At 40.6% G+C, this 25,534-nt stretch carries 28 protein-coding genes and 8 tRNA genes; 3 read left to right on the top strand and 33 right to left on the bottom strand.

The features are described from left to right. Positions 1-222 precede the first annotated feature (222 nt). The 5 genes from ABE613_RS03400 to ABE613_RS03380 are packed head-to-tail and all read right to left on the bottom strand — an operon-like array spanning position 223 to position 2,392. Positions 223-444 carry a hypothetical protein gene (locus ABE613_RS03400; RefSeq protein WP_347375700.1) on the bottom strand — a complete coding sequence of 74 codons (222 nt, stop codon included), beginning with the start codon at positions 442-444 and terminating at the stop codon, positions 223-225. Then, positions 438-818: a hypothetical protein gene (locus ABE613_RS03395; RefSeq protein ID WP_347375699.1), complete on the bottom strand. Its 381-nt coding sequence runs from the start codon at positions 816-818 to the stop codon at positions 438-440. Before ABE613_RS03395 ends, ABE613_RS03400 begins: the two co-directional genes overlap by 7 nt. Positions 819-850: 32 nt before the next feature. Continuing rightward, positions 851-1,471 carry a hypothetical protein gene (locus tag ABE613_RS03390; protein WP_347375698.1) on the bottom strand — a complete coding sequence of 207 codons (621 nt, stop codon included), beginning with the start codon at positions 1,469-1,471 and terminating at the stop codon, positions 851-853. Positions 1,472-1,481: 10 nt separating this feature from the next. Then, positions 1,482-2,123, bottom strand: a complete 642-nt coding sequence (locus ABE613_RS03385; protein ID WP_347375697.1) for a YbjQ family protein — start codon at positions 2,121-2,123, stop codon at positions 1,482-1,484. Between the two features lie 2 nt (positions 2,124-2,125). Further along, positions 2,126-2,392, bottom strand: a complete 267-nt coding sequence (locus ABE613_RS03380) for a hypothetical protein (RefSeq protein ID WP_235395490.1) — start codon at positions 2,390-2,392, stop codon at positions 2,126-2,128. A 99-nt stretch (positions 2,393-2,491) separates the two neighbouring features. Between ABE613_RS03380 and ABE613_RS03375 the strand changes: the two genes are divergently transcribed. Beyond that, complete coding sequence (locus tag ABE613_RS03375; RefSeq protein ID WP_235395492.1) at positions 2,492-2,710, top strand: helix-turn-helix domain-containing protein; 219 nt, start codon at positions 2,492-2,494, stop codon at positions 2,708-2,710. Between the two features lie 523 nt (positions 2,711-3,233). Then, a complete protein-coding gene (locus ABE613_RS03370) occupies positions 3,234-4,016 on the top strand; it encodes a hypothetical protein (protein ID WP_347375696.1) in 783 nt (260 codons plus the stop codon). On the opposite strand, the gene ABE613_RS03365 is transcribed toward ABE613_RS03370, so the two are convergent. The 27 genes from ABE613_RS03365 to murB all read right to left on the bottom strand — a co-directional run bounded on the left by ABE613_RS03365 (position 3,954) and on the right by murB (position 22,583). Then, positions 3,954-4,871, bottom strand: a complete 918-nt coding sequence (locus ABE613_RS03365; protein ID WP_235232320.1) for a DUF2238 domain-containing protein — start codon at positions 4,869-4,871, stop codon at positions 3,954-3,956. The genes ABE613_RS03370 and ABE613_RS03365 overlap by 63 nt on opposite strands. 25 nt (positions 4,872-4,896) lie before the next feature. Next, entirely contained in the window at positions 4,897-5,823 is a 927-nt protein-coding gene (locus ABE613_RS03360; protein ID WP_347375695.1) for a SufB/SufD family protein, read from the bottom strand. Between the two features lie 18 nt (positions 5,824-5,841). Continuing rightward, the gene (locus tag ABE613_RS03355; protein WP_347375694.1) at positions 5,842-6,561 is read right to left on the bottom strand and encodes an ABC transporter ATP-binding protein; all 720 of its coding nucleotides are present in this window, start codon (positions 6,559-6,561) and stop codon (positions 5,842-5,844) included. A 179-nt stretch (positions 6,562-6,740) separates the two neighbouring features. Continuing rightward, entirely contained in the window at positions 6,741-7,904 is a 1,164-nt protein-coding gene (locus tag ABE613_RS03350; RefSeq protein WP_347375693.1) for a MerR family transcriptional regulator, read from the bottom strand. 82 nt (positions 7,905-7,986) lie between these two features. Continuing rightward, positions 7,987-8,367, bottom strand: coding sequence for a hypothetical protein (locus ABE613_RS03345; RefSeq protein WP_235232324.1), 381 nt, complete (start codon positions 8,365-8,367; stop codon positions 7,987-7,989). Between the two features lie 142 nt (positions 8,368-8,509). Then, positions 8,510-8,589: transfer RNA gene (locus ABE613_RS03340), tRNA-Leu, on the bottom strand. Positions 8,590-8,642: 53 nt separating this feature from the next. Beyond that, positions 8,643-8,715: transfer RNA gene (locus ABE613_RS03335), tRNA-Lys, on the bottom strand. A 7-nt stretch (positions 8,716-8,722) separates the two neighbouring features. After that, positions 8,723-8,794, bottom strand: a tRNA-Gln gene (locus tag ABE613_RS03330). Positions 8,795-8,808: 14 nt separating this feature from the next. Then, a tRNA-His gene (locus ABE613_RS03325) sits at positions 8,809-8,882 on the bottom strand. 69 nt (positions 8,883-8,951) lie between these two features. Further along, positions 8,952-9,025 (bottom strand) — tRNA-Arg (locus tag ABE613_RS03320). 53 nt (positions 9,026-9,078) lie between these two features. Then, positions 9,079-9,149 (bottom strand) — tRNA-Gly (locus ABE613_RS03315). A gap of 8 nt (positions 9,150-9,157) precedes the next feature. Then, positions 9,158-9,232: transfer RNA gene (locus ABE613_RS03310), tRNA-Pro, on the bottom strand. A gap of 122 nt (positions 9,233-9,354) precedes the next feature. Next, positions 9,355-9,834, bottom strand: coding sequence for a metallophosphoesterase family protein (locus ABE613_RS03305; RefSeq protein ID WP_235232325.1), 480 nt, complete (start codon positions 9,832-9,834; stop codon positions 9,355-9,357). A 16-nt stretch (positions 9,835-9,850) separates the two neighbouring features. Then, positions 9,851-10,480 carry an RdgB/HAM1 family non-canonical purine NTP pyrophosphatase gene (gene rdgB, locus ABE613_RS03300; RefSeq protein WP_347375692.1) on the bottom strand — a complete coding sequence of 210 codons (630 nt, stop codon included), beginning with the start codon at positions 10,478-10,480 and terminating at the stop codon, positions 9,851-9,853. Positions 10,481-10,497: 17 nt separating this feature from the next. Beyond that, positions 10,498-11,661, bottom strand: coding sequence for a THUMP domain-containing class I SAM-dependent RNA methyltransferase (locus ABE613_RS03295; protein ID WP_347375691.1), 1,164 nt, complete (start codon positions 11,659-11,661; stop codon positions 10,498-10,500). Positions 11,662-11,861: 200 nt separating this feature from the next. Further along, positions 11,862-12,044 carry a hypothetical protein gene (locus tag ABE613_RS03290; protein WP_235232328.1) on the bottom strand — a complete coding sequence of 61 codons (183 nt, stop codon included), beginning with the start codon at positions 12,042-12,044 and terminating at the stop codon, positions 11,862-11,864. A 249-nt stretch (positions 12,045-12,293) separates the two neighbouring features. After that, positions 12,294-12,755 carry a DUF1700 domain-containing protein gene (locus ABE613_RS03285; RefSeq protein ID WP_235232924.1) on the bottom strand — a complete coding sequence of 154 codons (462 nt, stop codon included), beginning with the start codon at positions 12,753-12,755 and terminating at the stop codon, positions 12,294-12,296. A 143-nt stretch (positions 12,756-12,898) separates the two neighbouring features. After that, complete coding sequence (locus tag ABE613_RS03280; RefSeq protein WP_347375690.1) at positions 12,899-15,010, bottom strand: glutamine synthetase III family protein; 2,112 nt, start codon at positions 15,008-15,010, stop codon at positions 12,899-12,901. A gap of 188 nt (positions 15,011-15,198) precedes the next feature. Next, the gene (fba, locus tag ABE613_RS03275; RefSeq protein ID WP_235232926.1) at positions 15,199-16,065 is read right to left on the bottom strand and encodes a class II fructose-1,6-bisphosphate aldolase; all 867 of its coding nucleotides are present in this window, start codon (positions 16,063-16,065) and stop codon (positions 15,199-15,201) included. Positions 16,066-16,346: 281 nt separating this feature from the next. Next, positions 16,347-17,276: a DDE-type integrase/transposase/recombinase gene (locus tag ABE613_RS03270; RefSeq protein WP_347375689.1), complete on the bottom strand. Its 930-nt coding sequence runs from the start codon at positions 17,274-17,276 to the stop codon at positions 16,347-16,349. 137 nt (positions 17,277-17,413) lie between these two features. Beyond that, entirely contained in the window at positions 17,414-18,355 is a 942-nt protein-coding gene (locus ABE613_RS03265) for an aldo/keto reductase (protein ID WP_347375688.1), read from the bottom strand. Positions 18,356-18,460: 105 nt separating this feature from the next. Then, positions 18,461-18,532: transfer RNA gene (locus tag ABE613_RS03260), tRNA-Glu, on the bottom strand. A gap of 81 nt (positions 18,533-18,613) precedes the next feature. Next, positions 18,614-19,543 (bottom strand): diacylglycerol/lipid kinase family protein, encoded by a 930-nt coding sequence (locus ABE613_RS03255; protein WP_347375687.1) that lies wholly within the window; start codon positions 19,541-19,543, stop codon positions 18,614-18,616. Between the two features lie 82 nt (positions 19,544-19,625). Further along, a complete protein-coding gene (locus ABE613_RS03250) occupies positions 19,626-19,883 on the bottom strand; it encodes an HPr family phosphocarrier protein (RefSeq protein WP_235232929.1) in 258 nt (85 codons plus the stop codon). 14 nt (positions 19,884-19,897) lie between these two features. Then, on the bottom strand, positions 19,898-20,779 hold the full coding sequence (gene whiA, locus ABE613_RS03245) for a DNA-binding protein WhiA (RefSeq protein WP_347375686.1): 882 nt from the start codon (positions 20,777-20,779) through the stop codon (positions 19,898-19,900). A 9-nt stretch (positions 20,780-20,788) separates the two neighbouring features. Next, a complete protein-coding gene (rapZ, locus tag ABE613_RS03240) occupies positions 20,789-21,670 on the bottom strand; it encodes an RNase adapter RapZ (RefSeq protein WP_347375685.1) in 882 nt (293 codons plus the stop codon). A gap of 1 nt (position 21,671) precedes the next feature. Then, the gene (murB, locus tag ABE613_RS03235) at positions 21,672-22,583 is read right to left on the bottom strand and encodes a UDP-N-acetylmuramate dehydrogenase (protein ID WP_347375684.1); all 912 of its coding nucleotides are present in this window, start codon (positions 22,581-22,583) and stop codon (positions 21,672-21,674) included. Positions 22,584-22,726: 143 nt separating this feature from the next. Here murB and ABE613_RS03230 point away from each other — a divergent pair, with 143 nt between their 5' ends. Next, complete coding sequence (locus tag ABE613_RS03230) at positions 22,727-24,013, top strand: HlyC/CorC family transporter (RefSeq protein WP_347375683.1); 1,287 nt, start codon at positions 22,727-22,729, stop codon at positions 24,011-24,013. Between the two features lie 85 nt (positions 24,014-24,098). Here the strand turns inward: ABE613_RS03230 and ABE613_RS03225 are convergent, their stop codons facing one another. Beyond that, positions 24,099-25,298, bottom strand: coding sequence for a substrate-binding domain-containing protein (locus ABE613_RS03225; protein ID WP_347375682.1), 1,200 nt, complete (start codon positions 25,296-25,298; stop codon positions 24,099-24,101). Positions 25,299-25,534 lie beyond the last annotated feature (236 nt).

Raw genomic sequence — 25,534 nt, 5'->3', positions numbered from 1 at the left:
TATTTTCTTACATCGGGTGTAATCTCTTCTTAGAGTGGAAATATTCAAGCCGAAAATGCCGTCTAGAATGTCGTTTTTCTAGGCTACATAGGCGAGTGTTATATGGTATCTGCTAGGTAACCGGGATAGTTTACATCTTGAGAATTATTCTCATTTATCGGAAACCCTAGAAGAGTTCTATTCATACATTAACCACTATTTTTGACCATCCGAACTAAACTTCTAAACATCCAACACCACATATTCCAATTTATTCTCATTACACCACTCAATAATATCCATAGTAGTAAAACCAAAAGTCGGAAACATCTCTTCCATATAACTAAGCAGCTCTTCTTCTTTCTCACTATACACAGCAATTACAATTGGATATTCTAGACCATCTGTAAAGAAGTGAAGTTTCATCAGACCTTCTGGATCAAAATTTAATATCTTGTTTACCATTTATATCCACAATCTTTACATTCAAACTGACTCTTTGCAGTCTTGCTTAATAATCCAAATCCTATTGCTCCTACAACTTTGCGAGTAGTTGGGATTTTACAGATATTGGTTGACGAACAGGTAGGACATTTTGGAATGTTCTTTTGTTGTGATTGTGATTTCGGTTGAACTGATGAATCAATAAATACAGGAATTTCCATATTATTATTGTATATAGTCATAAAAATATTACCTGCAATACCATGGTCGCATCCTACAATTTCTACGATCTTTTCGATAGCGTCCCATTGTTTATTCTGTTGTAGTAATTCTTGAACTTCTTTTAAATTATATATTGTTCCATCAATTTTGCAATAATATAAATTTTTACCCATTTTCGCACCTCCGAATAAATGCGGAATCCATATCAAAAATCACTCTTACAACTGTTACAATGCCATTGTTTTCCTATCTTATTAGATAAAATCCCAAAACCTATAATAGATGCTGCTTTCTTAGATCCAGATATTTTATTTACATTTGTTGAATTGCAATATGGGCAGTGAACTTGATTCTTTGCTTTTGAAACCATAGAAATATTATGCATATATTCTTCAGTTTTCTTTTCATTGACTACTTCGCAATATCCGCACACCTCACAAATTGCTGTCCCAGATTCCTCGTGAAGTAACCATTTTGTCACACCACAAACAGGACATTTCTTATCTATTTTTGCAACTGACTCTTTAGATTCATGAACATTTTCTCTTGTACATTGAATATTCATTAATGACTCATCTAACTCTAAAGCATATCCGCATATTTTGCATCGCGCCATATTACTACTCTCTATTTTCCATCGATCGGTTGCTTTACATATAGGACATGCTTTATTTTGTAATCCATTCATTTCCTTATCTAAAGAACAACTCTCTTTATTTAACTTTATACTACTCTTTATAATATCAATTGGACAGCCACAATTCGGACATTTGTCCGCATACTCTGAAACATCATGTCCACATTCTGTGCATTTTAAAAGCGCCATATCTTTCTCCTTATTTCTCTATTTTTTCAATAACAACTGCTGTACCATTAGCAGACACAGCTATTATATTATTTGAAAATGTCGTAATATCGAAATCAACACCTATCAAGGCATTTGCATTAAGCGTCATCGCATTAATAATCATTTGTTCTTGGGCAGCTCTCTTCGCTTGAGACAATTTTCCTTCAAAAGTTTTAGAAGATGTTCCTAATAGGTCTGAAATACTTGCTGATAATTCGCTATAAAAACCTGTCCCCAGTACAATTTCACCATGAGCCAAATCAATATATTTTTGAATTTTATATCCCTCAAAATTATATCCTGTAGAAATCATAAATGCCTTACGTTTTTTCCTTATTTCTTCTTCTTTTTGCATTTGGAATTGTTCTTGTTGATACATAAATTGTTTACTATCTTTTATTCTTTGAATCTCATTTTCCACAGCATCAATTATTTCTCGAGATACATTTTTAGATTCTATTTCTATTCTTAATTCATGCTCGCTCATTTCCAATTGCTCAGTAGTTTCTGAATTTATTATTTTTCTAAAGAGTGGAGCACATTTATAACAAGCCACATAATCATTTGTAATTTTATGTTTATCCTCTCCAAATCCCCCTATTCTGCGTCCACATATACAACAATTAGCCATTTTCACTTTCCTCCCTCATATCTCTTAATCTTCCTTAAGATATTTCTAAACATCTCATCCTTTAATAAATATATTTTATCACGACTGACAGGAAATTCCGACATAAAATCTGGATTTTCTTTGAAGAATTTTTCTTGCTGTTCATCCGTCAAATGAATCGTAAATTCTTCATAGAAATCCAAATCATCCTCAAAGATGAATTTTAAAAATTTCTCTTCTTGCTCTTCTGTCATATTTATATCATTTGGCTTCGGCACAATATTCTCCAATATCATCATCTCCTAATGAAATTATATTCGTAATTCCGAAGATATTCAAGGATAAGAAGTCAGATTATGCTTAATCTATATAAATAAGGCGGTATAAATATGATAGATTATTCTCCATTTTGGAAAACCCTTGAAAAATCAGATGAAAATTGGTACACTCTAACATCTAAACATCATATGTCACATAGTACACTTCACAGACTTAAACATGGACAGGATATTAGCATGAAAACAATCAACGATCTGTGTCGTATTCTTAACTGTCAAATACAAGATATTTGTGTATATATACCATCCGATAACGATCAAAAATTATAAAAACGAAGAATTTTTTGTGTTCAATAATGACTTCGATACCGACTTCGATAAAAGCCTTTATTTTTGGGCTTTTTTATTTTTTGACATAAAATCCATTCACAAAATGTTAGGAAAATCAAGACTTTACAATTTCCTGAAAAATAGCAATTCTAGTTCGATAATTATTTTTTTATACTTGATGTATGAGCACTCCACATCTATACATAAGGAATTATCATCTATACCTCAACAATGTGAATATTCCCCTCTATATTATTATTGCTTACTATTTTGATTACCTTTTAATGAACGATGTGCAGAAACCTCCTTTTTTACAGTATTTGCGTATTCCTAAAAGGGTTCAAGTCCCTTTCTCCGCATCTATTATTTTTATAAAAAAACCGGAAACTTCACTGTTTTCGGTTTTTTTCTTTTCTACAATTCTAAAGAAAACCTTATGTCTTCGTGAACTTTTTGTGATATCCCTTGAGACTTTTGACTAAACATACTACAATAAGAAATCGTTTAAGGAGGGTTTGAGTATATGAGTATAAATGGTAACACAGTAAGGAAAGATACCGAGGATTTTTTTGGTGATGATTTCGAAGTCATATATCAGGAAGATTTCCCCGACCTAAACTTTTTTGAAGATGAAGATGACGATTACAGGGATGTTCTGTCGAATCTCTCAGAATTAGATGACGATGATGACATTGACTATCTGGAAGAAAATTATGATTATGATGAATATGAAGATGAGGAGGAAAACTCTTCTGAAGAAGATAAGAAGAAGCGCAAAAAGCGCCGCAGAGTACCGAATCTGCTCTCCCCTGCAGGAAAAGCTGCTAAAACCGGTGGAAAAATAATCTATAAAGCCGTTAATCTTTTGCTTCGCGGAGCAACTTTAATTTTAATCGCGATAATCACATATACACTGACTGTAAATTTCTGGAATAATTACAGTGCCTACGGAGATATTTTCCATGCTATTACAGACAAGAATTATATCTTAGGCGCTTATGCAGGAGTTGCATTATTCTTACTGATTTTTGAGGTTATCACTTTTCTGATGGTGTTATTTGGCAGTAAAAAAAGCAGCCGCAAGGGCCGCTGTCAGGATACAGGACGAGGCCTGTTCTCTTTTGTATTTATCTTCGCAGGTTCTTACCTGGCTTACTTATTTCACGGATTGGTTCCGGCATCTCCGGCTCCACTCCAGGGAGTGCAGGGAGCACTTGCGGTATATGGTACTTTACACACAACATTACTTCCGCTTTGCGCCGCTGGCATTATCAGCTGTCTGATTCGGAAATTCCTGATCCGATAAGCGATTTTTTTCATACTCTTCGTCTTCCGTCTCTACCTGCTTCAGGAAATCAGCATCCTGAGACTTGAGCCGGGGGATGAAGCGTTTCGCGAATCTGCCCTTTCCACGATTCTTCACATAAAAATAACCAATCGTGGAAAATACAACTGCGCCAATAAAGTTAACGAACAGATCTTTCATAGTATCCAGAAGTCCGATATCCAGATAACCGCCAAGGCCCAGACTCTGTCCATTGACTACCACATCCGTGATATTGTCAATTTCAACTGGGGTGTTTGCTCCCGCCGGATCCAACATCACAGAGTGAATACTATGTACGATCGTATCTTTCTGCATGTCCAATCCAAAGAAAAGATCCATACTACATTCAAAGAATTCCCACAACACGCCGATCGTCATGGAAAAGCAGAATGCTACAATTGCCACGAACACTGGCGATAATTGTATTGAGAATTTTTTACTTCGGTTCAGGATATCTACCAGTGCGAACCCAATTGCCGCTGCCAGGAATCCGTTGATCGTATGCAGCGCGGTATCCCAGAACGGAAACCTGATATAATAAGCTTGGATCTCTCCAAGGATTTCTGCTGCAAATATAAAGATTAATATCGTAATTTCCAATGCAGTAGGCAGTTCTATTTTCAGATTAATCTGTATAAAGCTTGGAACAAAAAGCAGTAATAATGTCAGAATACACAAGAATACATTTTCATAATTCTTATTAAATATCTGAAGCACCATCATCAATATTACCAGCATACGAAGAACCACATACACAACAAATGAGCTTCTGTGCTCTCTTAGTTCCATATGCATTGCTTTTTTCCATACTTTCAGTCTTTTTTTAATCTTCATCTGATGTCCTTTCTCTGCACATCTCCTAATTCAGGAAATTTTCAATAATAATGGATTCTGCTTCCTCCTCCGTCATACCCAATGTACGCAGTTTCACAAGTTGTTCATCATTAATTCTTCCGATTGCCGCTTCATGGATAATTGCCGCATCCAGATGTCTTGCATTGATCTCCGGAATGGAGCTTACTTCTGCATGATCCATGATGATGGAATCACACTGTACATGAGCATGGCACTTGGCATTCCCTACCGCCTTCGGGTGAAATACCTGCTTAGACTCGCCTTTTGCAACAGATCTGGAGATAATCTGCGCGGAGCTTCCCTCTCCATTCATCTGCACTTCCATATTGGATTCTGCAGTCTGACTGTCATGCGTCATTAATTTTTCAATCACATATAACTTGGAATTTGCTCCCATCTCAACATCCGTCTCACGAACTGTAGAATCTACACCTTTAATCTGTGCTGTATCCAGTGTAAATACAGCATCCTCTTCCAGATAAATCTTTGTGACTGGATTCAGCACTCTGGCACCTGTGCCTTCCCCTTCCCCATAATGCTTCTCCTCATAACGGACATTCGCACCCTTTCCCACATGGAAAGAGTGGATTCCATCATGACGGCTTTCGTTACAGCCACTGTTGTGAATTCCGCAGCCGGCTACAATCGTTACATCCGCACCTTCTGCAACATAGAAATCATTATATACTATATCTGTCATACCGGAAGCATCTACCACGACCGGGATATGTACCTGCTCTCCTCTAGTCTCTCCGTCAATATAGATGTCAATTCCTGACTTTTCTTCCTTTTTCTTAATCTTAATATGCTCGCTGTCTCCGTGACAAAGAGCAACTCCATTATGGCGCAAATTAAAAGCTCCTTTTTGCTGGAAACCAGATCCATCGATCTGCTCTAATATCTTTTTTGTAATCTCATCTAATGTGGCCATCTCTAACACTCCTCTCTCTTAGCAGTTCATGCAGGCGCAGCTGTCACCCTTATCCAACAATGTCGGAAGAATCTCATCTTTTGGTCCGATTGCGCCAATATTGCCATCCTCAATTACCATAATCCGGTCTGCCATCTGGATAATACGCTCCTGATGAGAGATAAGGATCAGGCTTTCTTCCTTTTTACTGTGTATCTTTTCAAACTGCTGGATCAACATGGCGAAACTCCAGAGATCAATCCCTGCCTCCGGCTCATCAAAGATACATAACTTATGCTGCTTTGCAAGCACAGTCGCAATCTCCAGGCGCTTCATCTCTCCGCCGGAAAGAGTTGCATCTACTTCTCTTTTCAGATATTCCTGCGCACACAGCCCGACACTACTTAGCAATGCACAGCATTCCGGCTCTGCCAGTTTATGTCCTGCCGCCAGAGACAATAACTTATCCAACGTCATACCCTTGAATCTTGGCGGCTGCTGGAATGCGAAACCGATTCCCGCATTGGCGCGATGATTAATATCATAAGAGGTAATATCCTCTCCGTCCAGTATAATCTGGCCTTCATCTGCCTGTTCAATTCCCATCAACACCTTGGCAAGTGTTGATTTTCCACCACCATTCGGTCCAGTAATGACAAGCATCTCACCATCTTTAACATCAAAACTGATACCCTTGACGATGCTTCTCTCTATTCCATTTTCATTCACCTTGAATGTCAGATTTTTTACTTCCAGCATATCTGCTTACGCTCCTTTTCCAACTGTATTTTCCAATATATTCTCCTATTATTAATATACACATACTTCACATTATAATCGGTTTTTTCTTTTGTTGCAACATATGGTTTTCCGGACACACATAAAATAGCCTTAATAAAAAGAGCCCGCACGCGAGCTCTTTTATCCAGATTCTCTGATTATCTTAAGATCGTTGTTCCTCTTGACTTGCCCTGCATTGTAAATGCCGCACCGGCGATATTCATCATCTTCGTTGCACTTACGATTGCATAATACCGGCTTCCTCCGCTCTTCGGAGCATCTCCGATTACATGGAACCAGCTAAGTCCAATATATATCGTAAATATAAATGACATCACCGCTGCCGGTATCCACAGGTCACTTAGAATTCCTGCCAACACAGTCAGGATGATTGCATACACAACGGCCATCCCCAGAACATATCTTGCTTTTGAGAAAAATGCTTGTTTTTTCCCTGATAACAGGAAGAGCAGAAGTACATATAGCACCATCGCCAGCCAGAAAATCGCAAGATGCATTCCACTTATGGTCTGATTCTTCACTTTTTCTGTACTAAACACGCTACGAACAGCCAATGATATTCCCGCAATAAACGGTGTCAGAACCAAAGCCTCCAAGTGGAAGAATACCGTCAGAGCTTTGACATTTGCGGTAAAATACATACCAATATAGCATATCAAACAGACAATTACCGCCAGAATCAACCATTTCCACTGGTCAAAGAACAAGGTCTGGCGATTCAGGATCTCTCCCGGATTACTTTTTATCGCTGCAATTCTCTTACTCCATGACATTCCTTCATATCTCAAAAAGAAATCCCCAAATAACAGTGCAATAACTGCATTCATGAAATATCCCCACACAAGCATCCATGTCAGATTCTTGTTCAGCTGTCCCAGCGTCAGTATCTCCTTGGTAATATCTTCTTTCCAGATCTTCTCAAACTGCTCTTCCCAGATATCCTTTTCCTCACCCAATATCTGTTCATCCACTTCTTCAAAGGAAATATCCAGCTGTCGGATTGTTCTGCACACCTTTTCAATCTCTCGCAGATTCTTCTCTTCCTCACTGATCCGCTCCAGGCGCTTCTCCATAACCTCATCCAGCGAAAGGGCCCCCGCATTCAACATCTTAACATCCGATATCGGAATTCCCAGCGCCCTCAAGACTTTGATTCGTTCCAGATTCTTTACATCCTCTTCTGAATACTCACGGTAATTGTTCTCCCGATTTCTGACTGGATTCAAAAGGCCTTCCTCTTCATAATAACGGATGTTCGCTCTGGTAATCCCCACCCTTTGTTCTACTTCCTTAATCTTCATACGAATCCCTTCCTTTCGTTCTTATATGATGCGATTGTAGGGTATCAAGTTCCCTGAAGGTCAATATATTTCCTGAAATAATTTATTTCCACACAATATCTGCCAAATGTATTTTCTCTATATGAGAATTCCAATCTTCTTTACTATATATCTTCTTATAGAAATTATCTACTTTTATCGTTTCTTTTCCAAATAATCCCCTCTTCTTCTTACAATAATAAACCGTTACTTTCCCATAATATTCCTGGCTTACTCCTGTTGACCGGAAAGTTCCTGACATTGGAGGTATGCCCAGGGTCCTTTTGTCAAAACTAACCAGTAATAAATGATCTTCCGGAACAGGATTGCCAGAAATTATCGAAACGCAGAATTGATTGACACTATCTTTTCTATCATAAAATTCTAAGTCTATTTCTTCCACTATAGCCTTTCTAATCTCATCTATTTCTTTATCATATTTCATATCGATCCCTCCTCTTTCTTTATTTCTTATAGCAATTGTAAAGTATCAAGTTCCTTGAAGGTCAATACTATCCCTGTAAAAAGATGTCTATACGGACAAAAAAAGCCCCAACCCCCTGAAATCGAAAGGCTGAGACTTTCACTGCGGATGACAGGAATCGAACCTGCACGGTCTCCCACTAGATCCTAAGTCTAGCGCGTCTGCCAGTTCCGCCACATCCGCATAATCCATATAAATGATATCAAAAGGGACCAGCATTCTGATCCCTTTTTTAGTGAGCGTGCGGGGATTCGAACCCCGGACAACTTGATTAAAAGTCAAGTGCTCTACCACCTGAGCTACACGCCCATAATAACTGGGCTAGTTGGATTCGAACCAACGAATGCAGGAGTCAAAGTCCTGTGCCTTACCGCTTGGCGATAGCCCAATAAAAAGAAAAAAGGTGGGTAAAGGGACTCGAACCCTTGATATCCAGAACCACAATCTGGCGCGCTAACCAACTGCACCATACCCACCATATATATTACTTATCGAACTATTGATGTCCAACTAAGTACCACCTTATTCAATTTTTGTGGTTCTAACGAGCCTGGGGGGATTCGAACCCTCGACCTACGGCTTAGAAGGCCGTTGCTCTATCCAGCTGAGCTACAGACTCATAAGACTAGCTCCTTAGAACTATACTTCTTAAATCCCTTATGGCTTTAAGAAAGCGGGTGATGGGAATCGAACCCACGTATCCAGCTTGGAAGGCTGGTGTTCTACCATTGAACTACACCCGCAAAGTCTATCGGGGTGACAGGATTCGAACCTGCGACCTCCTGGTCCCAAACCAGGCGCTCTAGCCAAGCTGAGCCACACCCCGATATTTTATTTTCGTGTCATTTATGTCTTCATCTCCGTGACACAATAGTTATTATATAGCAAGGCTCTCAGCTTGTCAACAACTTTTTTCACTTTTTTACAGTACTTTTTACAACGCACTTTTTACAGATATCGTAATGAGAATTCTATCCTGTCTCCGCCCCCAATTTCCATCACCATATAACTGGGCCTGCGACCTTCTTGCCTTGGATACGCAATGCTTCCCGGATTCAATGTAATAAGATCTTCTTCTCGAGTCAATGTCGGTTTGTGTGTATGACCATACATCACAATATCCGCTCCTCGTGCTCTTGCTTCTTCTTTTAATCGTTCTTCTCCCATAGAGACATAGTAATAATGTCCATGGGAAATAAACATATGATAACCACCCATCATAAACTCTTCTTCACCCGGAAGATCGGAAAAGAAGTCATTATTTCCTCTTACAATATGTGTAGGGCAGTCTGCCAGCGCTGTGATATAATCTTCTCCACCCTCGACATCTCCGAGATGAATCAACATATCCATTGGCTTTTCTTCCTCCAGTACCTTTTCCAGATTCCTGTGCGAACCGTGTGTATCGCTTACAATCACTACCTTCATAAGTATCCTCGCAATCTTATCTTTCTCTGGATTCCAGTTTTTTCTCCAGAATCTTTCTCATCTTTCTTAAGCCTTCTCCTCTGTGACTGAGTTCATTCTTCTTCTCCGGTGCAAGCTGCGCACTGGTACATCCATACTCCGGAAGATAGAATATCGGATCATATCCGAACCCATTTTCCCCCGCAATCTCATACCCGATGATTCCTTCCATCGTTCCTCTGACCACTTCACTGCTTCCATCCGGGAACGCAGCCGCAATGGCACAGACGAATCTGGCAGTTCTTTTTTCATCCGGCACGCCATCTAATCGGTCAATAAGGTTCTGATTCTTGATATCGTAAGAAGTATCTTCTCCCATATATCTTGCTGAATAGATTCCCGGCTCTTTGTTCAGATAATCAATTTCCAGGCCTGAATCATCTGCCAGAACCACCGCATTTTTGTATTTCGGCATATTCGCCGCTGCTTCTGCTATTTTGGTCGCTTTTATCAAGGCGTTTTCCTCAAATGTCTTTCCATCCTCTACCACATCTGCCGTAATTCCCGCTTCCTTCTGGGACAGAATCTCCATTCCCAGATCTTCGAGAATCATACGAATCTCTATCATCTTATGTGCATTGCCTGTTGCAAATATAATCTTTTCCATCTGTTTCCTCCCCTTTATTATTTCTCCTGTTGTTCTCTGGGCCGTCTAGGCGGTTTTGGCCCCAGGAACTGGTAAAAGTATGTTTTTAACATGCCATTATAAATCTTACGGTTCTTATCCGCCTTTCTTCCAAAATACCTCTCTGCTTCTTCATAAGAAGTAATCATGTATGCAGACCAGGAATCCAGTCGTTTGAAACTGTCGCCAAATGCTCTGTATAATTGCGGCAAGTCTTTCTTTTCTTCCAGACGCTCTCCATAAGGTGGATTCGTAATGATAAATCCATACTTCTTCGGATGGCTTAAGTCTTTGACGTCTCTTTCCTGAAAATGAATCAGATGTCCAACGCCTGCTTCTTCTGCATTTCTTCTGGCTATCTTAACAACTGAACCATCCAGATCATATCCCTGAATATCCACATCAACCTCGTCATCAATCAAGTCATTGGCCTCATTGACTGCATCGTACCATAACTTCCTCGGAATCAGATTCGTCCATTCTTCCGCCGTGAAAGACCGGTTCATTCCTGGCGCAATATTTGCCGCCATCATAGCCGCTTCAATCGGAAATGTTCCGCTTCCGCAGAATGGATCTACCAGAATCCGGTCTTTCCTCCATGGTGTCAGCATGATCAATGCCGCTGCTAACGTCTCCGTAATCGGTGCTTTTCCTGAAACTTCACGATATCCACGCTTATGGAGGGATATTCCTGATGTGTCAATTCCAATAGTAACCACATCTTTCATCAAAAATACCCTCACCGGATAGGATGCCCCATCTTCCGGGAACCATTCCATATGATAATGCTCCTGCAGCCGCCTTACCATAGCCTTTTTCATAATCGACTGTATATCAGAAGGGCTGAAAAGCTTACTCTTCACAGAAGCAGCCTTCGCAACCCAGAACTTTCCATCTTTCGGAATATAATCTTCCCAGGGAAGACTCTTCGTCTTTTCGAACAGCTCATCAAACGTCACCGCCGTGAAGCTCCCGACTTTCCACAATATTCTCTCCGCTGTACGCAAGAATATATTAGCACGGCAGACTGCGTCCGCATCCCCATAGAAAGTGACCCTTCCGTCTTCGACTTCTGAGATCTCATATCCCAGATCAAGAATTTCTCTTTTTAATACCGCTTCCAATCCAAAATGACAGGGCGCGATCAATTCAACTTTCTTCATATAATAATCTCTCTGTTCTCCAATTCTGTCTATTTACTTTTCCATCTTACTTTCTTTCTATAGCACTTGTCAACTCACACCGAAAACTTTCTGTTATCCTGTTAAAATCGGAAATATTTTTATACAAAAAACACCGCCTGCGGTAATCATTTTCCACAGACGGTGCTTTCGTTCTTCAGTTTCTATTCTGTCAGATCAGATTAGTATTTATCACCGAAGTTTGTGCTGTTCGCATTCTTGTTCTTTGAAGTTGTACTCTGTGTAGATGCATTTCTGTTAGATGCATTCTTATCAGATGCGTTTCTGTTAGATGTGTTCTTGTCAGATGCATTTCTGTCAGATGTATTCTGACTGTTGTTAGATGAACTATAATTCTTAGCCATGTTAATTCCTCCTAATCTTTTTGGTTACGAGGTTATTATGTCCACGCTCTCAGATTTTATGTATCTTTTTCACAAAAATGCACTTGCAAATATATTAAGTTTTTTTTAATTTTTAACTTGCTTTTTGAACCACCCTATATTATACTTAACAATGTAGAAAGAATACTTTCTACAACCCCTTATTAATTATTTATACTCCCCTCAAAAGACCGATGGCTCCCCCATCGGTCTTTTATTTATCCTATATATCTATTGTCGCCTATTCCCCAGCACTCTTATCACGAACATAATGATCAACAACGGAATCAAAATCGGAGCAAGAAGGCTTATAAGACCGCCGATCACGGCAACGACTACCATAATGATTCCTACAATTCCCAATATCAGAAGCAATTTTTTCCACCAGGTATCAAAGCCAAATACATGTACATGGCCGCCAGCCTTCTGTTGTTCCTGTTCATATCTTTGATTATATGGTTCATATCCATATTCATCCTGTGTATTACCCTGTATCTCAACAGATTCAATAATTGTCTTGGCAATCGCCCACGGGTCTCCCAACTCCGCGATCACGTCTTCTTCCCTTCGTCCTTTTCTTACTTCATCACTGATATAACTATCGTAATATCTGACATTATCCTGCACAATCGGACCGCTCAGATCATTTGCCAACGCATGTCTTAATTTTTCCAAAAATTCACTTTTTGTCATGAAAGCCTCCTGCATCTATTCTTACATATATCTGTGCCTTACAGTATATTTTCAATAATAAAACCTTGCACTTAGAATATCACATACCTGTTTCTATTCCAAGTCCAAGGTTCTAAAATTTTTCTTATGACTTTATTAAAATCCTATACTTCAAACATAAGATCGCCGTAAGATGGCATTGGCCATGCTTCTTTATCTACGATCATCTCCAGTTTATCAACTGGCGCACGAAGTGCTTCCATAGCAGGAACAACATCGAAATGATAGTATCTTGCCTGCTCTTCGCCTTCTTCCATTGCTGCTGCTTTATCAGTGATTACAATAAGCTCTTCTAATGCTTTCTTTGTCTCTGTGAGTAATCCAGAGATTTCTCCCAGCAATTCTGCCTGAACAGATGCATCTGCGCCAGCTTCCTTCACTACAACAACTGTATCTGCCAGAGATTTTGTATACTTAATAACTGCAGGAACAATCTGCTTACTTGCCATATCGATCATCGTACGTGCTTCAATATTGATTGCCTTTGAGTAGTTCTCATATTTGATTTCTGCACGAGACTCAAGCTCAGCTTTGGTAAATACTTTGAACTTTTCAAACATAGCTACCGTCTTTTCTGTTGTCAGAGCAGGAATCGCTTCTACCATAGATTTAATATTCGGAAGTCCGCGTCTCTGGGCTTCTGCAACCCACTCATCAGAGTAACCATTGCCATTGAAGACAATACGCTGATGCTCAGTTGCATATTGTTTGATCAGATCATGAACTGCTGTCTGGAAGTCATCTGCATTCTCCAGCACATCGCATGCTTCTGAAAATGCTTCTGCAACGATTGTATTCAGTACAACGTTTGGTCCTGCGATAGAATCACGGGAACCTACCATACGGAATTCGAATTTATTTCCAGTAAACGCAAATGGTGACGTTCTGTTACGGTCTGTAGCGTCTTTTGCAAGATCTGGCAGTGTGCTTACACCGGTCTCCAGTTTGCCGCCCTTCAGGCTGTGTGTAGCTGCACCTGTACTGATCAGCTGTTCCAATACATCCTCTAATTGCTCTCCAAGGAAGATTGAGATAATTGCCGGAGGAGCCTCATTTGCTCCAAGTCTGTGATCATTTCCTGGATCGGCTGCTGACTCACGAAGCAAATCCGCATGTTCATCAACTGCTTTCAGGATACAGGTAAGTACAAGTAAGAACTGGATATTTTCGTGAGGAGTTTTTCCTGGATCCAACAGGTTTTTACCGTCATCTGTAGTAAGAGACCAGTTATTATGCTTACCAGAACCATTGACACCTGCGAACGGTTTCTCATGAAGCAGACATTTCATACCGTGTTGGCATGCAACTCTCTTAAGAGTCTGCATTACCAAATGGTTATGGTCAACCGCTACATTAGCTTCTGCATAGATTGGAGCTAACTCATGCTGTGCAGGAGCAACTTCATTATGCTGTGTTTTAGCAGATACACCGACTTTCCACAGTTCTTCATTGACATCTTTCATGAAACCTGCAATTCTCTGACGAATGGTTCCAAAATAGTGATCATCCAATTCCTGACCTTTTGGTGGCATTGCACCGAATAATGTACGTCCTGTGTAGATCAAATCCTTTCTTTGAAGGAATTTCTCAGCATCTACAAGGAAATATTCCTGCTCAGGTCCAACAGAAGGTGTCACCTTCTTGGAGGTTGTATTTCCAAAGAGACGAAGCAGTCTGATAGACTGTTCACTGATTGCCTGCATAGAACGAAGCAGTGGTGTCTTCTGATCCAGCGCTTCTCCTTTATATGAACAGAATGCAGTAGGAATGCAAAGCGTAGCTCCAGCTGCGTCATGTCTTACAAATGCTGGTGATGTACAATCCCATGCTGTATATCCTCTTGCTTCGAATGTTGCACGAAGACCTCCTGATGGGAATGAAGATGCATCTGGTTCTCCTTTGATCAATTCTTTTCCAGAGAAACTCATCAATACCTTTCCACTCGGAAGAGGTGCAGAGATAAATGAATCATGCTTCTCAGCAGTTACTCCTGTAAGAGGCTGGAACCAGTGGGTATAATGAGTAGCACCCTTTTCAATTGCCCATTCCTTCATCTCATGTGCAATGACATCTGCTGTTGCAAGGTCTAACTCTTTACCTTCCTCAATTGTTTTCTTCAGATCTTTGTAAACTTTTTTTGGCAGACGTTCCTGCATGACAGTGTCATTGAATACGTCTTCGCCAAAAATATCAGCCACATTAATTGCTTCACTCATATCTTTGCGTTTCCTTTCTTAATCTTTAATTTTAAGCTAATGCTACGGGGTTTTATGTACCAGAGAAACTCTCTTGTATAAAAGCCAGAAAAAAAGGCACTCCAGATAACTCTGGAACGCCTTTGTTCTTTCTATGCCTGTTAGTATAACTCAATCGGTCGAAAAAGGCAAGTGAAAATTTTATCAAATTATTCAGCCTTACCAACGGAGCCAAATAATTCCATCTTCTCTTTTACTGTCTGCATGATTGCGTCTACACCTGGTTTTAATAATTTACGAGGGTCATATCCCTTTCCTTCCAGATCTTTTCCTGCTTCGATATATTTACGTGTAGCATCTGCGAAAGATAACTGGCATTCTGTATTAACATTGATCTTAGCAACTCCAAGGTCGATAGCTTTCTTAATCATATCTTCTGGAATTCCTGTACCACCGTGAAGTACTAATGGCATATCTCCTGTAAGCTTCTGGATTGCGTCCAGAGTTTCAAAGCTTAATCCAGCCCAGTTCTCTGGATATTTTCCATGGATGTTACCGATTCCTGCTGCAAGCATGTCTACACCAAGATCAGCGATCATCTTGCATTCATTAGGATCAGCACATTCGCCCTGACCGATTACTCCATCTTCTTCTCCACCGATCGCACCTACTTCAGCTTCCAGAGACAGACCTTTTTCTTTACATACTGCGATTAACTCTTTTGTCTTTGCAACGTTCTCTTCGATTGGATATTTGGAACCATCAAACATGATAGAAGAGAATCCTGCTTCAATACATTTATAACATCCGTCATAAGTACCATGGTCAAGGTGTAATGCAACTGGAACTGTGATTCCAAGTTCTTCGATCATTGCAGATACCATAGCTGATACAGTCTTGAAGCCTGTCATATATTTTCCTGCACCTTCAGATACACCTAAGATAACTGGTGACTTGCATTCTTCTGCTGTAAGAAGGATTGCTTTTGTCCACTCAAGATTATTAATGTTGAACTGTCCCACTGCATAGTGGCCTGCTACTGCTTTGTCAAGCATCTCTTTTGCTGATACTAACATATATTATTCCTCCAATTCCTTGGCCATGTAACATTACATCTGCATGGCAATTATATTCGCTTGTTTCATTATATCTCATAAAAGGAAAAAAAACAAGGAGAAAGGTAATGCACTCTCAGAATATGGTGTATAGGTGTCAATGATTGGTAACACTTCACCCCTCATATAATGTCAAGGGAAAGGTGGAGATTCCTAAAAGGAATACTACCTGACCTTGACATTATCCTTCATGATATACTGGTTCACGGCGGCAGCACTCTATGCTGTCGCCCTTGGCTATTCTAAAACATAACATTTTGATACATTCTTACAACGGTATTCGGACTTCTCATTCCTAAACACGTTTTTATATAGTTGTTTGATTTCTTCTGATATACTGCAAGCTGTTTTCGTCCATCTTCCAGATTATACATCCGCATTTGCTTATAAAACCGTGCTTCATCCTGACGATGCTGTCTCTCCACTTTCCCATTATGTCTTGGGGTTGCTATCTGGATCCGGTGATATAAGATTCCCAGTTCCTCCAACGCTTTCTCAAACATGGTGAGGTGTTTGCTCTTAATCACCAACAGCCGATTTGTGAATTCACATCCATTATCCGTCTGAACTTCTCGAATCGGAAACGGTGCGTGCTGTATTAGTTTGAGCAAAAAATCTTTTGAACTATAGGTACTATGCTCATCATACATCTCTCGGTATGTCCATCTGCTACACTCATCTACTGCCGTATACTGGTAATACTTTCTTCCATCTGTCACACAGTAAGATGGCACATATTTTACATCTATCTGTATTTTCTGCCCTGGATAATCGGCTCGTTGATACGGTTTCAGTTTGCGTTTCTTTTTCTTCTTTTTGTCTGGTTTTAAAGCCTTTAAACGCCTTACAACTCGTTTGAAACCTCCATAGCTTCGGGTATATCCATCTTTCTCTATTAAATCCTGATATGCCAGAAGCAGATCTGTCCATTTGTATTTTTTCAGTCGGCGCCGGATTTGGCGAAGCTCCTGTTCCGTATGACTTCCTGGAGAAGTCTTGGGTCTGTGACTTCGATCCTCCAGGCTTGCTAAGGTTCCGTCGTACCGTGAAATCCATTTATAAACCGTTTTACGGCTCACACGGTAACGGATTGCCGTTTCGGTTACAGAATGTTTCTGTGCATACTTAACCATGCGTTGACGTTGGTATTTCTGTTGTGATAAGATTGACATACAAGGATTCTCCTTTCGTTAAGATCATTGGTTTTTCGTCAACTCCAATATATCATATCGAAGTGAATCCTTGTTTTTTATTTGTTACCTATCTATTGTATCCCAACAAAAGGTAATGCACTCTCAGAATATGGCAATTACAGAATTCTCTTTCCTGCTTTTGCATACAGCGTATACCATTCTTCTCTTGTCAGCGTAATATCTGCTCCCTGGCATGCATCTGCTATCCTTTTCTGGTTCGTTGTTCCCAGAATTACCTGCATGTGTGCCGGATGTCTCAGAATCCACGCCACAGCAATCGCTGTATTCGTCACATTATATTTTTCAGCAAGCTGATCAATATAAGCATTTAATTCTCCATAAGTCTCCCGGTCCGCGAGGAATGGTCCTTCAAACAGACCTTTCTGGAACGGAGACCATGCCTGAATCGTCATTGCTTTCAACCGGGAATATTCCAGGATACCACCTTCATAATCGACAGCCTGTGGAATCCGGTTATTCACACTAAGTCCGGTATCTATCATCGGACAGTGAGCAATACTCAACTGGAGCTGATTAAACACCAGTGGAGCATCCACCGCACGGTCAAGTAGTTCCACCTGTCCCGGATTCATATTCGAGACTCCAAAGTATCGAACCTTGCCTGCCTTATGTAGAGTTTCAAAAGCATCCGCAACTTCTTCTGGTTCCATCAAAGTATCCGGGCGATGGAGAAGCAGAGCATCCAGATATTCCGTCTGCAATCTTGTCAATATTCCATCCACAGCCTCCAGAATATGTTCCTTTGAAAAGTTGTAATAATCCTGTTCGCTCTTACAGATGCCGCATTTACTCTGAATATATACTTTATCACGCAGTCCCGGATTCTCCTTAAGCACTTGTCCAAACAATTGCTCACATTCACCGCGCATTCCAGCAGTGCCATACACATCGGCATGATCAAAACTGTTGATTCCGTTCTCCAGACAAAGATTCACTATTCGCTCAACTTCCGTACTGCTCATTCCCTTAAAGCGCATGCAGCCTTGTATGACTGCTGATTGTCGCATATTCGTGTGAGGAATCTCATAATATTTCATCGTCATCTCTCCTTCCAATTACCATTCTGATTATGTTTTCTATATGATGAAACAAAAAAATCCGCTGAGCACCTGTATTTCAAAGCATTCAGCGAATTGGTTAAGTGACTCCGAGGGGAATCGAACCCCTGATTCCAGCGTGAGAGGCTAGCGTCTTGACCGCTTGACCACGGAGCCATATTCATACGTCCTTCTGTTTCGTACTTGCCTATTATAGCAAACAATCGCCAAATAGGCAAGCACTTTTTTCAAAATATGTTATTTTTCTTCCGGATCTTCCATCAATTCTTCGACATGGGTCTCCGGCACCATTATCATAAGCTGTTTATTCAGATTGTCTATCACAACTTCATCATGCTCACCGCCGAATTCTCCGTCTAGTGTCCATGGGATTTCCTCAATAGACTCAAACGTAATATGGCCCGTTTTAAATGTATACATATGTTTGGTATCTATCTGTTCAATCAGAAGCGCAGCTATAATCTCCTGCAATTCAATCGGATTCTTCGGGCGTTTGATCAGGGTCACTTCAAACAGGCCGTCATCAAACGCTACCTGTCTGCCGATCATATTACGGAACCCTCCTACCGAACGGGAATTTGTCACCATACCCAGGATAAACTCATCTTCAATAACCTCATCATCATGTATCACTCTGATCCGATAGGAAGGCACATTGAACAACTGTTTCGTTCCTTCCAGAACGTAAGCCAGATGCCCCAGGATATTTTTCATCTCCTGCTTGGTCTCGTAGGAAACACTGGTAAAAATTCCAAATGCCGCAACATATACAAACGTATCATCATTAAACCGACCCACATCACAAGGAAATACAACACCGTTTACCGCATTGTCTGCCGCCTTCAAGAGTCCCTTCGGGATATGCAGACTATTTGCGAAGTCATTGGTTGTCCCTGTCGGAATATATCCGACCGGAGTTTTCTCTTTCCTTTTCATCATTCCGGTCACAACTTCGTCAATCGTTCCGTCACCGCCGCTACACACAACCAGATCATAATCTTTCGCATTGTACTTCAGTACTTTTTTATAAGCATCCCGGTATGACTGGGTTGGATATGCAGTTACTTCATAACCCGCTTTTACAAATATGTCAATGATATCCGACAACTGTGGTTTTAAAAGTTCCTTTCCTGCATGAGGATTATAAATAAATAATAACCGTTTCATACATATCTCCTCCTTTTATCATAAGATAAACAAAAGGACATGTTGATTCCATGCCCTCTGCCTTTTGCTGATTATGTATTATTTAGTTGTTCGCAACCAAAAAGTTTTCTACACCTGCCGCGGCTTCTGCTTCGTCTTTTCCCTCTGCTACCACCGTAATATTCTCACCCTTCTGCAGTCTTAAGCTCATCATTCCCATGATACTCTTGGCATTGATCTTTTTATTATCAATTTCAATGTATACCTGACTTGCATATTGACTTGCTTCCTGGACCAAGTGTGCAATCGGACGATCTTCCATATCCATATTGTTTTGAATAGTAACAGGTTTCTTGATCATAAAAAAGCTCCTCCCTATTGTTCCCTTAACTTTTCTGCTATTTCACTTAATTTCCTGAGCCGGTGATTTACCCCGGATTTCCCTAACGGTGTCTCCAGGAGTTTCCCCAGTTCCTTCAAAGTTGCATCCCGATATGCAAGACGTGTAAGGGCAACGTCTTTCAACCCTTCGGGCAACTTTTCAAAACCAACGGTATCTTGTATATATTTGATATCCTCTATCTGCCTGACAGCGGCAGATACGGTTTTGTTAATATTAGCTGTCTCGCAGTTCACCTTACGATTTACAGAATTACGCATTTCCTTCATAATCCGGACATTCTCAAGTTCCATCAATGCGACATGCGCTTCCATAACATTCAGAATATCAACGATCTGCGAACCTTCTTTTAGATACACAACGTAGGTCTTCTTTCTGCTGACGATCTTTGCTTCCATATCGAAACTATTTATCATGTTCTTCAGATGTTCCGCCTGATCCTGTGTATTGCAGACAATTTCGAAATGATAGGATTTACTCGGATCGCTCATCGAACCTGAAGCGATAAACGCACCACGGATATATGCCCTCTTGCAGCATACCGCCTGCACGATCGTATTCTTCACAGCCAACAATTCTTCACCTTTGGCGTAAATATAATAATTGCAGCTTCCTTTGCTCATATTCCTACGAATTGCGATATCAGTTCTTATATTAAATGTTTTTTCCAATAATGTAAAGCATTTTCTTGCAACTCCAAGATTTTCCGTATGAAGTTTCATGATACATACGCCTTTCTTGTCTTGTGAAAATGCTCCTGTCATATGCACAATTGCCGATAATTCCGCGAGATTACAGTGTCTGGCCTTCGCATAATGCTGCAGCAGCTCTTCTCTTATCTTTCCTGAAAATGACATCTCTTACTCCTATCTTGCCTTGGTAATTGCATCCTTTCCTATATCCCGATGTTCAATACGAACTCCATAATTCTCATTCTTACTTAATACCCAAAACAGTTCATTGGCAAGTGTAACCGAGCGATGCTTCCCGCCGGTACATCCAATCCCTATTACCAGCTGCGTTTTCCCTTCCAAAATATAATTCGGGATCAGGAATTCCACCATATCTGACAACTTCTCCAGGAATACCTTTGCCTTCTCATTCTGCATTACATAATCTCTTACTTCTTTGTCATTTCCGCTCTTAGGACGTAATTCTTCTATATAATATGGGTTCGGCAAGAAACGCACATCAAACACCAGATCTGCGTCTGCCGGAATTCCATATTTGAAGCCAAAAGAGAGCACAGAGATATAAAGATTCTTATATTCTTTATTTTGCACAAATATCTTATTTAATTCTGCCTTTAACTCTCTCGTCAACATATGGCTTGTATCTATCAGATAATCCGCTCTCTTACGTAAAAATCGAATACGCTGCCTCTCCATACGGATTCCCTGATCAACGCGCCCTTCATTTCCCGCCAACGGATGGAACCGCCTGGTCTCTTTGTATCGTTTGATCAGGACATCGTCACTGGATTCCAAGAACAGAATCTCATACTGCATTCCAGTACTATCCAATTCTTCCAGTACTTTTTCCAGTTCTTCAAAGCTCTGTCCACTTCGGATATCCACACCCAGAGCCGCCTTATTGATCTCTGTTCCAGGCACTCGTAACAGATCTGCCATCTTCGGGATCAAAGGTACCGGCAGATTATCTACGCAAAAATATCCTACATCTTCCAACATTTTAAGAGCTGTACTTTTTCCCGCTCCTGACATTCCTGTTACAATTACACATCTCATCTTAGAATTCTCCTAGTCTCTTCACTTCCGGCTCTAATTTTACTCCAAATTCTTCTTCCACTCTGGCAGATACCTGTCGCATTAATTCTGCTACATCAGCTGCTGTTGCATTCTCTCTGTTAATCACAAATCCACAATGCTTCTCCGACACTTGTGCACCGCCCACAGAGAAACCTCTAAGGCCTGCATCCTGTATCAGCTTTCCTGCAAAATATCCTTCCGGACGCTTAAATGTACTTCCGGCACTTGGATATTCTAACGGCTGCTTGCTGACTCTCTTGTCCTTCAGCTCTTCCATCAAGGACTTAATTGCTTCTTTTTCGCCTCCCCGAAGCTGTATTCTTGCCTCCAGCACAGTATAGCCCTTCCTGGCAATAATACTGGTACGATAGCCTAATTCCAGATTCTCCTTTGGAATAGTAAGCACTTCTCCTTCTTCCGTCAAGACCGTGACTTCCTCCAGGACATCCTTCATCTCGCCACCATATGCTCCCGCATTCATTACACAGGCGCCGCCCAGAGTTCCAGGGATCCCTGCTGCAAATTCGAATCCTGTAAGTCCATTTTCCAAGGCCTTATTCGCAATTGCAGACAACAAAGCTCCCGCCTGAGCCACAACAACATTTTCCTCAACCTCAATGTAGCTCATCTCCTTATAAATCTGAAGAACAACACCTCGATATCCCTGGTCAGATACCAGGAGATTGCTGCCATTTCCAATAATATAATAAGGAAATGATTCTCTCCGACACAAGTCGATCACTTTCTTTACTTCTTCGGCTGTCCTTGGCATCACAAAAAATTCAGCCGGTCCTCCCACACGGAATGTCGTATGATTCTTCATAGGTTCTTCTGTTTTAACCTGTTCTTCACTCATTATTTTCAACAATTCATTATATAAAATCTGATTCATATTCTTCTCCATACACACTACTTGATTTCTCCGTACATCATACACTAAATAACGCATAAATTCAACGTACACTTGCAAAATCCTCATAAATGCGTTATATTATTGCCATATTAATTTTAATCAAAAAGGAGTGAACTTTTCAATTGGACTCGAGTGACGTCACACAACTCATTATTCTAATTATTTTATTGATATTATCTGCTTTCTTTTCATCGGCAGAAACAGCCTTGACAACGGTGAATAAGATCCGGATCCGCAGTCTGGCTGACGAAGGAAATAAACGTGCAAAATCGGTCTTAAAAGTTACCGATGATTCCGGCAAGATGCTCAGTGCCATATTAATTGGCAACAACATCGTCAATCTGTCAGCAGCGTCCTTGACCACCAGTCTTGCTTACAGCTTTGGCGGTTCCATGGTAGCAATTGCCAGCGGAATATTAACCGTATTGATTCTTTTATTCGGTGAGATAACCCCGAAGACCATGGCAACCATTCATTCTGAGAAAATGTCATTGCTCTATGCACCGGTCATCCATTTCTTTATGAAGATCATGACGCCTTTGATTTTCGTGATCAACGGATTATCTACCGGTGTTTTATTACTGCTCCGCATAGATCCGAAGGCAAAGAATACCGCCATGACAGAAAATGAACTGCGGACCATCGTAGATGTAAGCCATGAAGACGGAGTAATTGAATCCGATGAAAGGGAGATGATCAATAACGTATTCGACCTGGGGGATGCCAGGGCAAAAGACGTTATGGTTCCCCGTGTCCATGTGACATTTGCTGATATCAACAGTACTTATACGGAGCTGATTGAAATCTTCCGTGAAGATAAATTTACACGTCTTCCTATTTTTGAAGACACCACAGATAATGTTGTTGGTACTATTAATATGAAGGACTTGTTGTTATATGACAACACAAAGGAATTCAACATCCGTGATATACTTAGAGAAGCATATTTTACTTACGAATATAAAAGCATCTCAGAACTTCTTGTAGAGATGCGCCAGGCTTCATTCAACATTGCAATTGTATTGGATGAATATGGCGAAACAGCCGGACTTATTACCCTGGAAGACATATTAGAAGAGATTGTCGGTGAGATTCATGATGAATACGATGAAAACGAAGAGGATTTTATTCAGGAAATCAGCGACCGCGAATATATCGTAGAAGGTTCTATCAATCTGGATGACCTGAATGATCGTCTGGATCTTAACTTAAGTTCTGAAGAATATGATTCTCTTGGAGGATTCATCATTGAATATCTGGACCGCCTTCCCGAGAAGGGGGATAGCATTACAACAGAAGAAGGAATTCGTATGGTTGTAGAGACGCTGGATAAAAATCGAATCGAGAGTGTCCACTTGTATCTGCCGGAACCGGCATCCAATGACGACAGCCACAAAGAAAACGATTAAATAATAATTCTCTGAATCGAAAGATTTGCAAAAAGAAGACAGGCAATGGTTTTTCCACTGCCTGTCATTTTATTTCTTATATATCTTAATATAACGTCTTCTGGATACTTTCATCTTCTAAGTTATCCGCGGTCACCCATGTATATCCAGTATTAACAAAGGCTTCATTTCCCATATCCAGTGCTGCTCTTGCCGCAGCCACTACAGTAGCATATCCCATTCCAAATGGATTCTGGACAATCAATCCTTCAATCCTTCCATCAGACAAGGCTTTCTTCTCTTCTTCGTCTGCATCAAACCCAACGACCATGACATCATCTGCTTCTGCTCGTTCAAGTCCGGCAATTGCCTTTTTCACTGTCGGCGCATTCGATGCAAAACAGCCCTTGATGTCTGGATGCTTTGCCAGAACATAATCTATCACATCTTCTTCTGTGATATCCGCCGGCGCAATCTGTACATCCGACTCCGCTTCCGCACTCTCTTCGTCTATCTGATATGTTCCCGCATTGATTTCATCTGCAACTATTTTCTGCATGTCTTCTAACTGATCCAGATGATACGATTCTACAATTGTAATATTAGGATGATTATTCTGAATCTCTTCTCTAAATGCATTTTCACGATCCAACGAAGTCTTGGATTTGGAATCATTTACAAACAGGATAATTTCTCCTGAATCACCAATCAATTTCGCAAGTTTCGTTGCTGCTTCACGAGCTGCCGCCGCATTATCCGTAGATACGGTTGCCATCAGTCCCTGATAAGCACTTCCAGAATCATATGCCACAACCGGAATATCATTCTCAGCAGCCAGATCAAACTGCACCTCACATGCATTTGCATCTGTAATGGAGATTCCCACCGCGATCGGATATCTTGCAAGCTCTTCATCAAGGATATTCACCTGTTCATCCACATTATCTTCCGTCTCCGGAGCGCTGTAAGTAACCTTCACTTTATCCTTGCCTTCATAACCCAGATAGTCATTGATATCAGCCGCTGCCTGGTCAACACCTCTTTTTACTTCGTTCCAGTACTGCCCTTCCTCAGCTTTCCCGATAATTGAAATATAGGAACCTGCTTCCAGATGAAGTCCCTCCACATTATCATATGCAGATGGCTCTATCTGATCCAGCTTCCCCTGGTATTCCTTCTCTTCCACCTGCTGCTTATTATCAGAAGATTCTGGTTCCTTATTCTCACTACTCTCGGGAGCAGCACATGCACATGCCAGCATCGCCACACATAGCATAACCGCTAAGACACTACTACTTTTTTTCATGACCTATTCCCTCCTGTTAATCATTATTCAAAACTCACTCAAAAAGCATCTGTTCAGTCTAACAAAAACCACTATACACCAAAAACGTGAAAAATTGTTGAAAATTTTCTTAATTTTTTACAAAAAATTGACAAGGGACAGGGTAATTTGAATTGGGGACAGGGAAAATCGAATCTGGGACGGAGGAAAACGAAAAAACCCCCGTCCCCTCTTGTATATTTTCCCCTTTTGTATTA

Source organism: Dorea chungnamensis, assembly GCF_039832125.1.
Taxonomy (GTDB): Bacteria; Bacillota; Clostridia; order Lachnospirales; family Lachnospiraceae; genus JAFBIX01.
The sequence above is the reverse complement of the archived record's forward strand: the minus strand, read 5'-3'. Positions and strand labels throughout refer to the sequence as shown.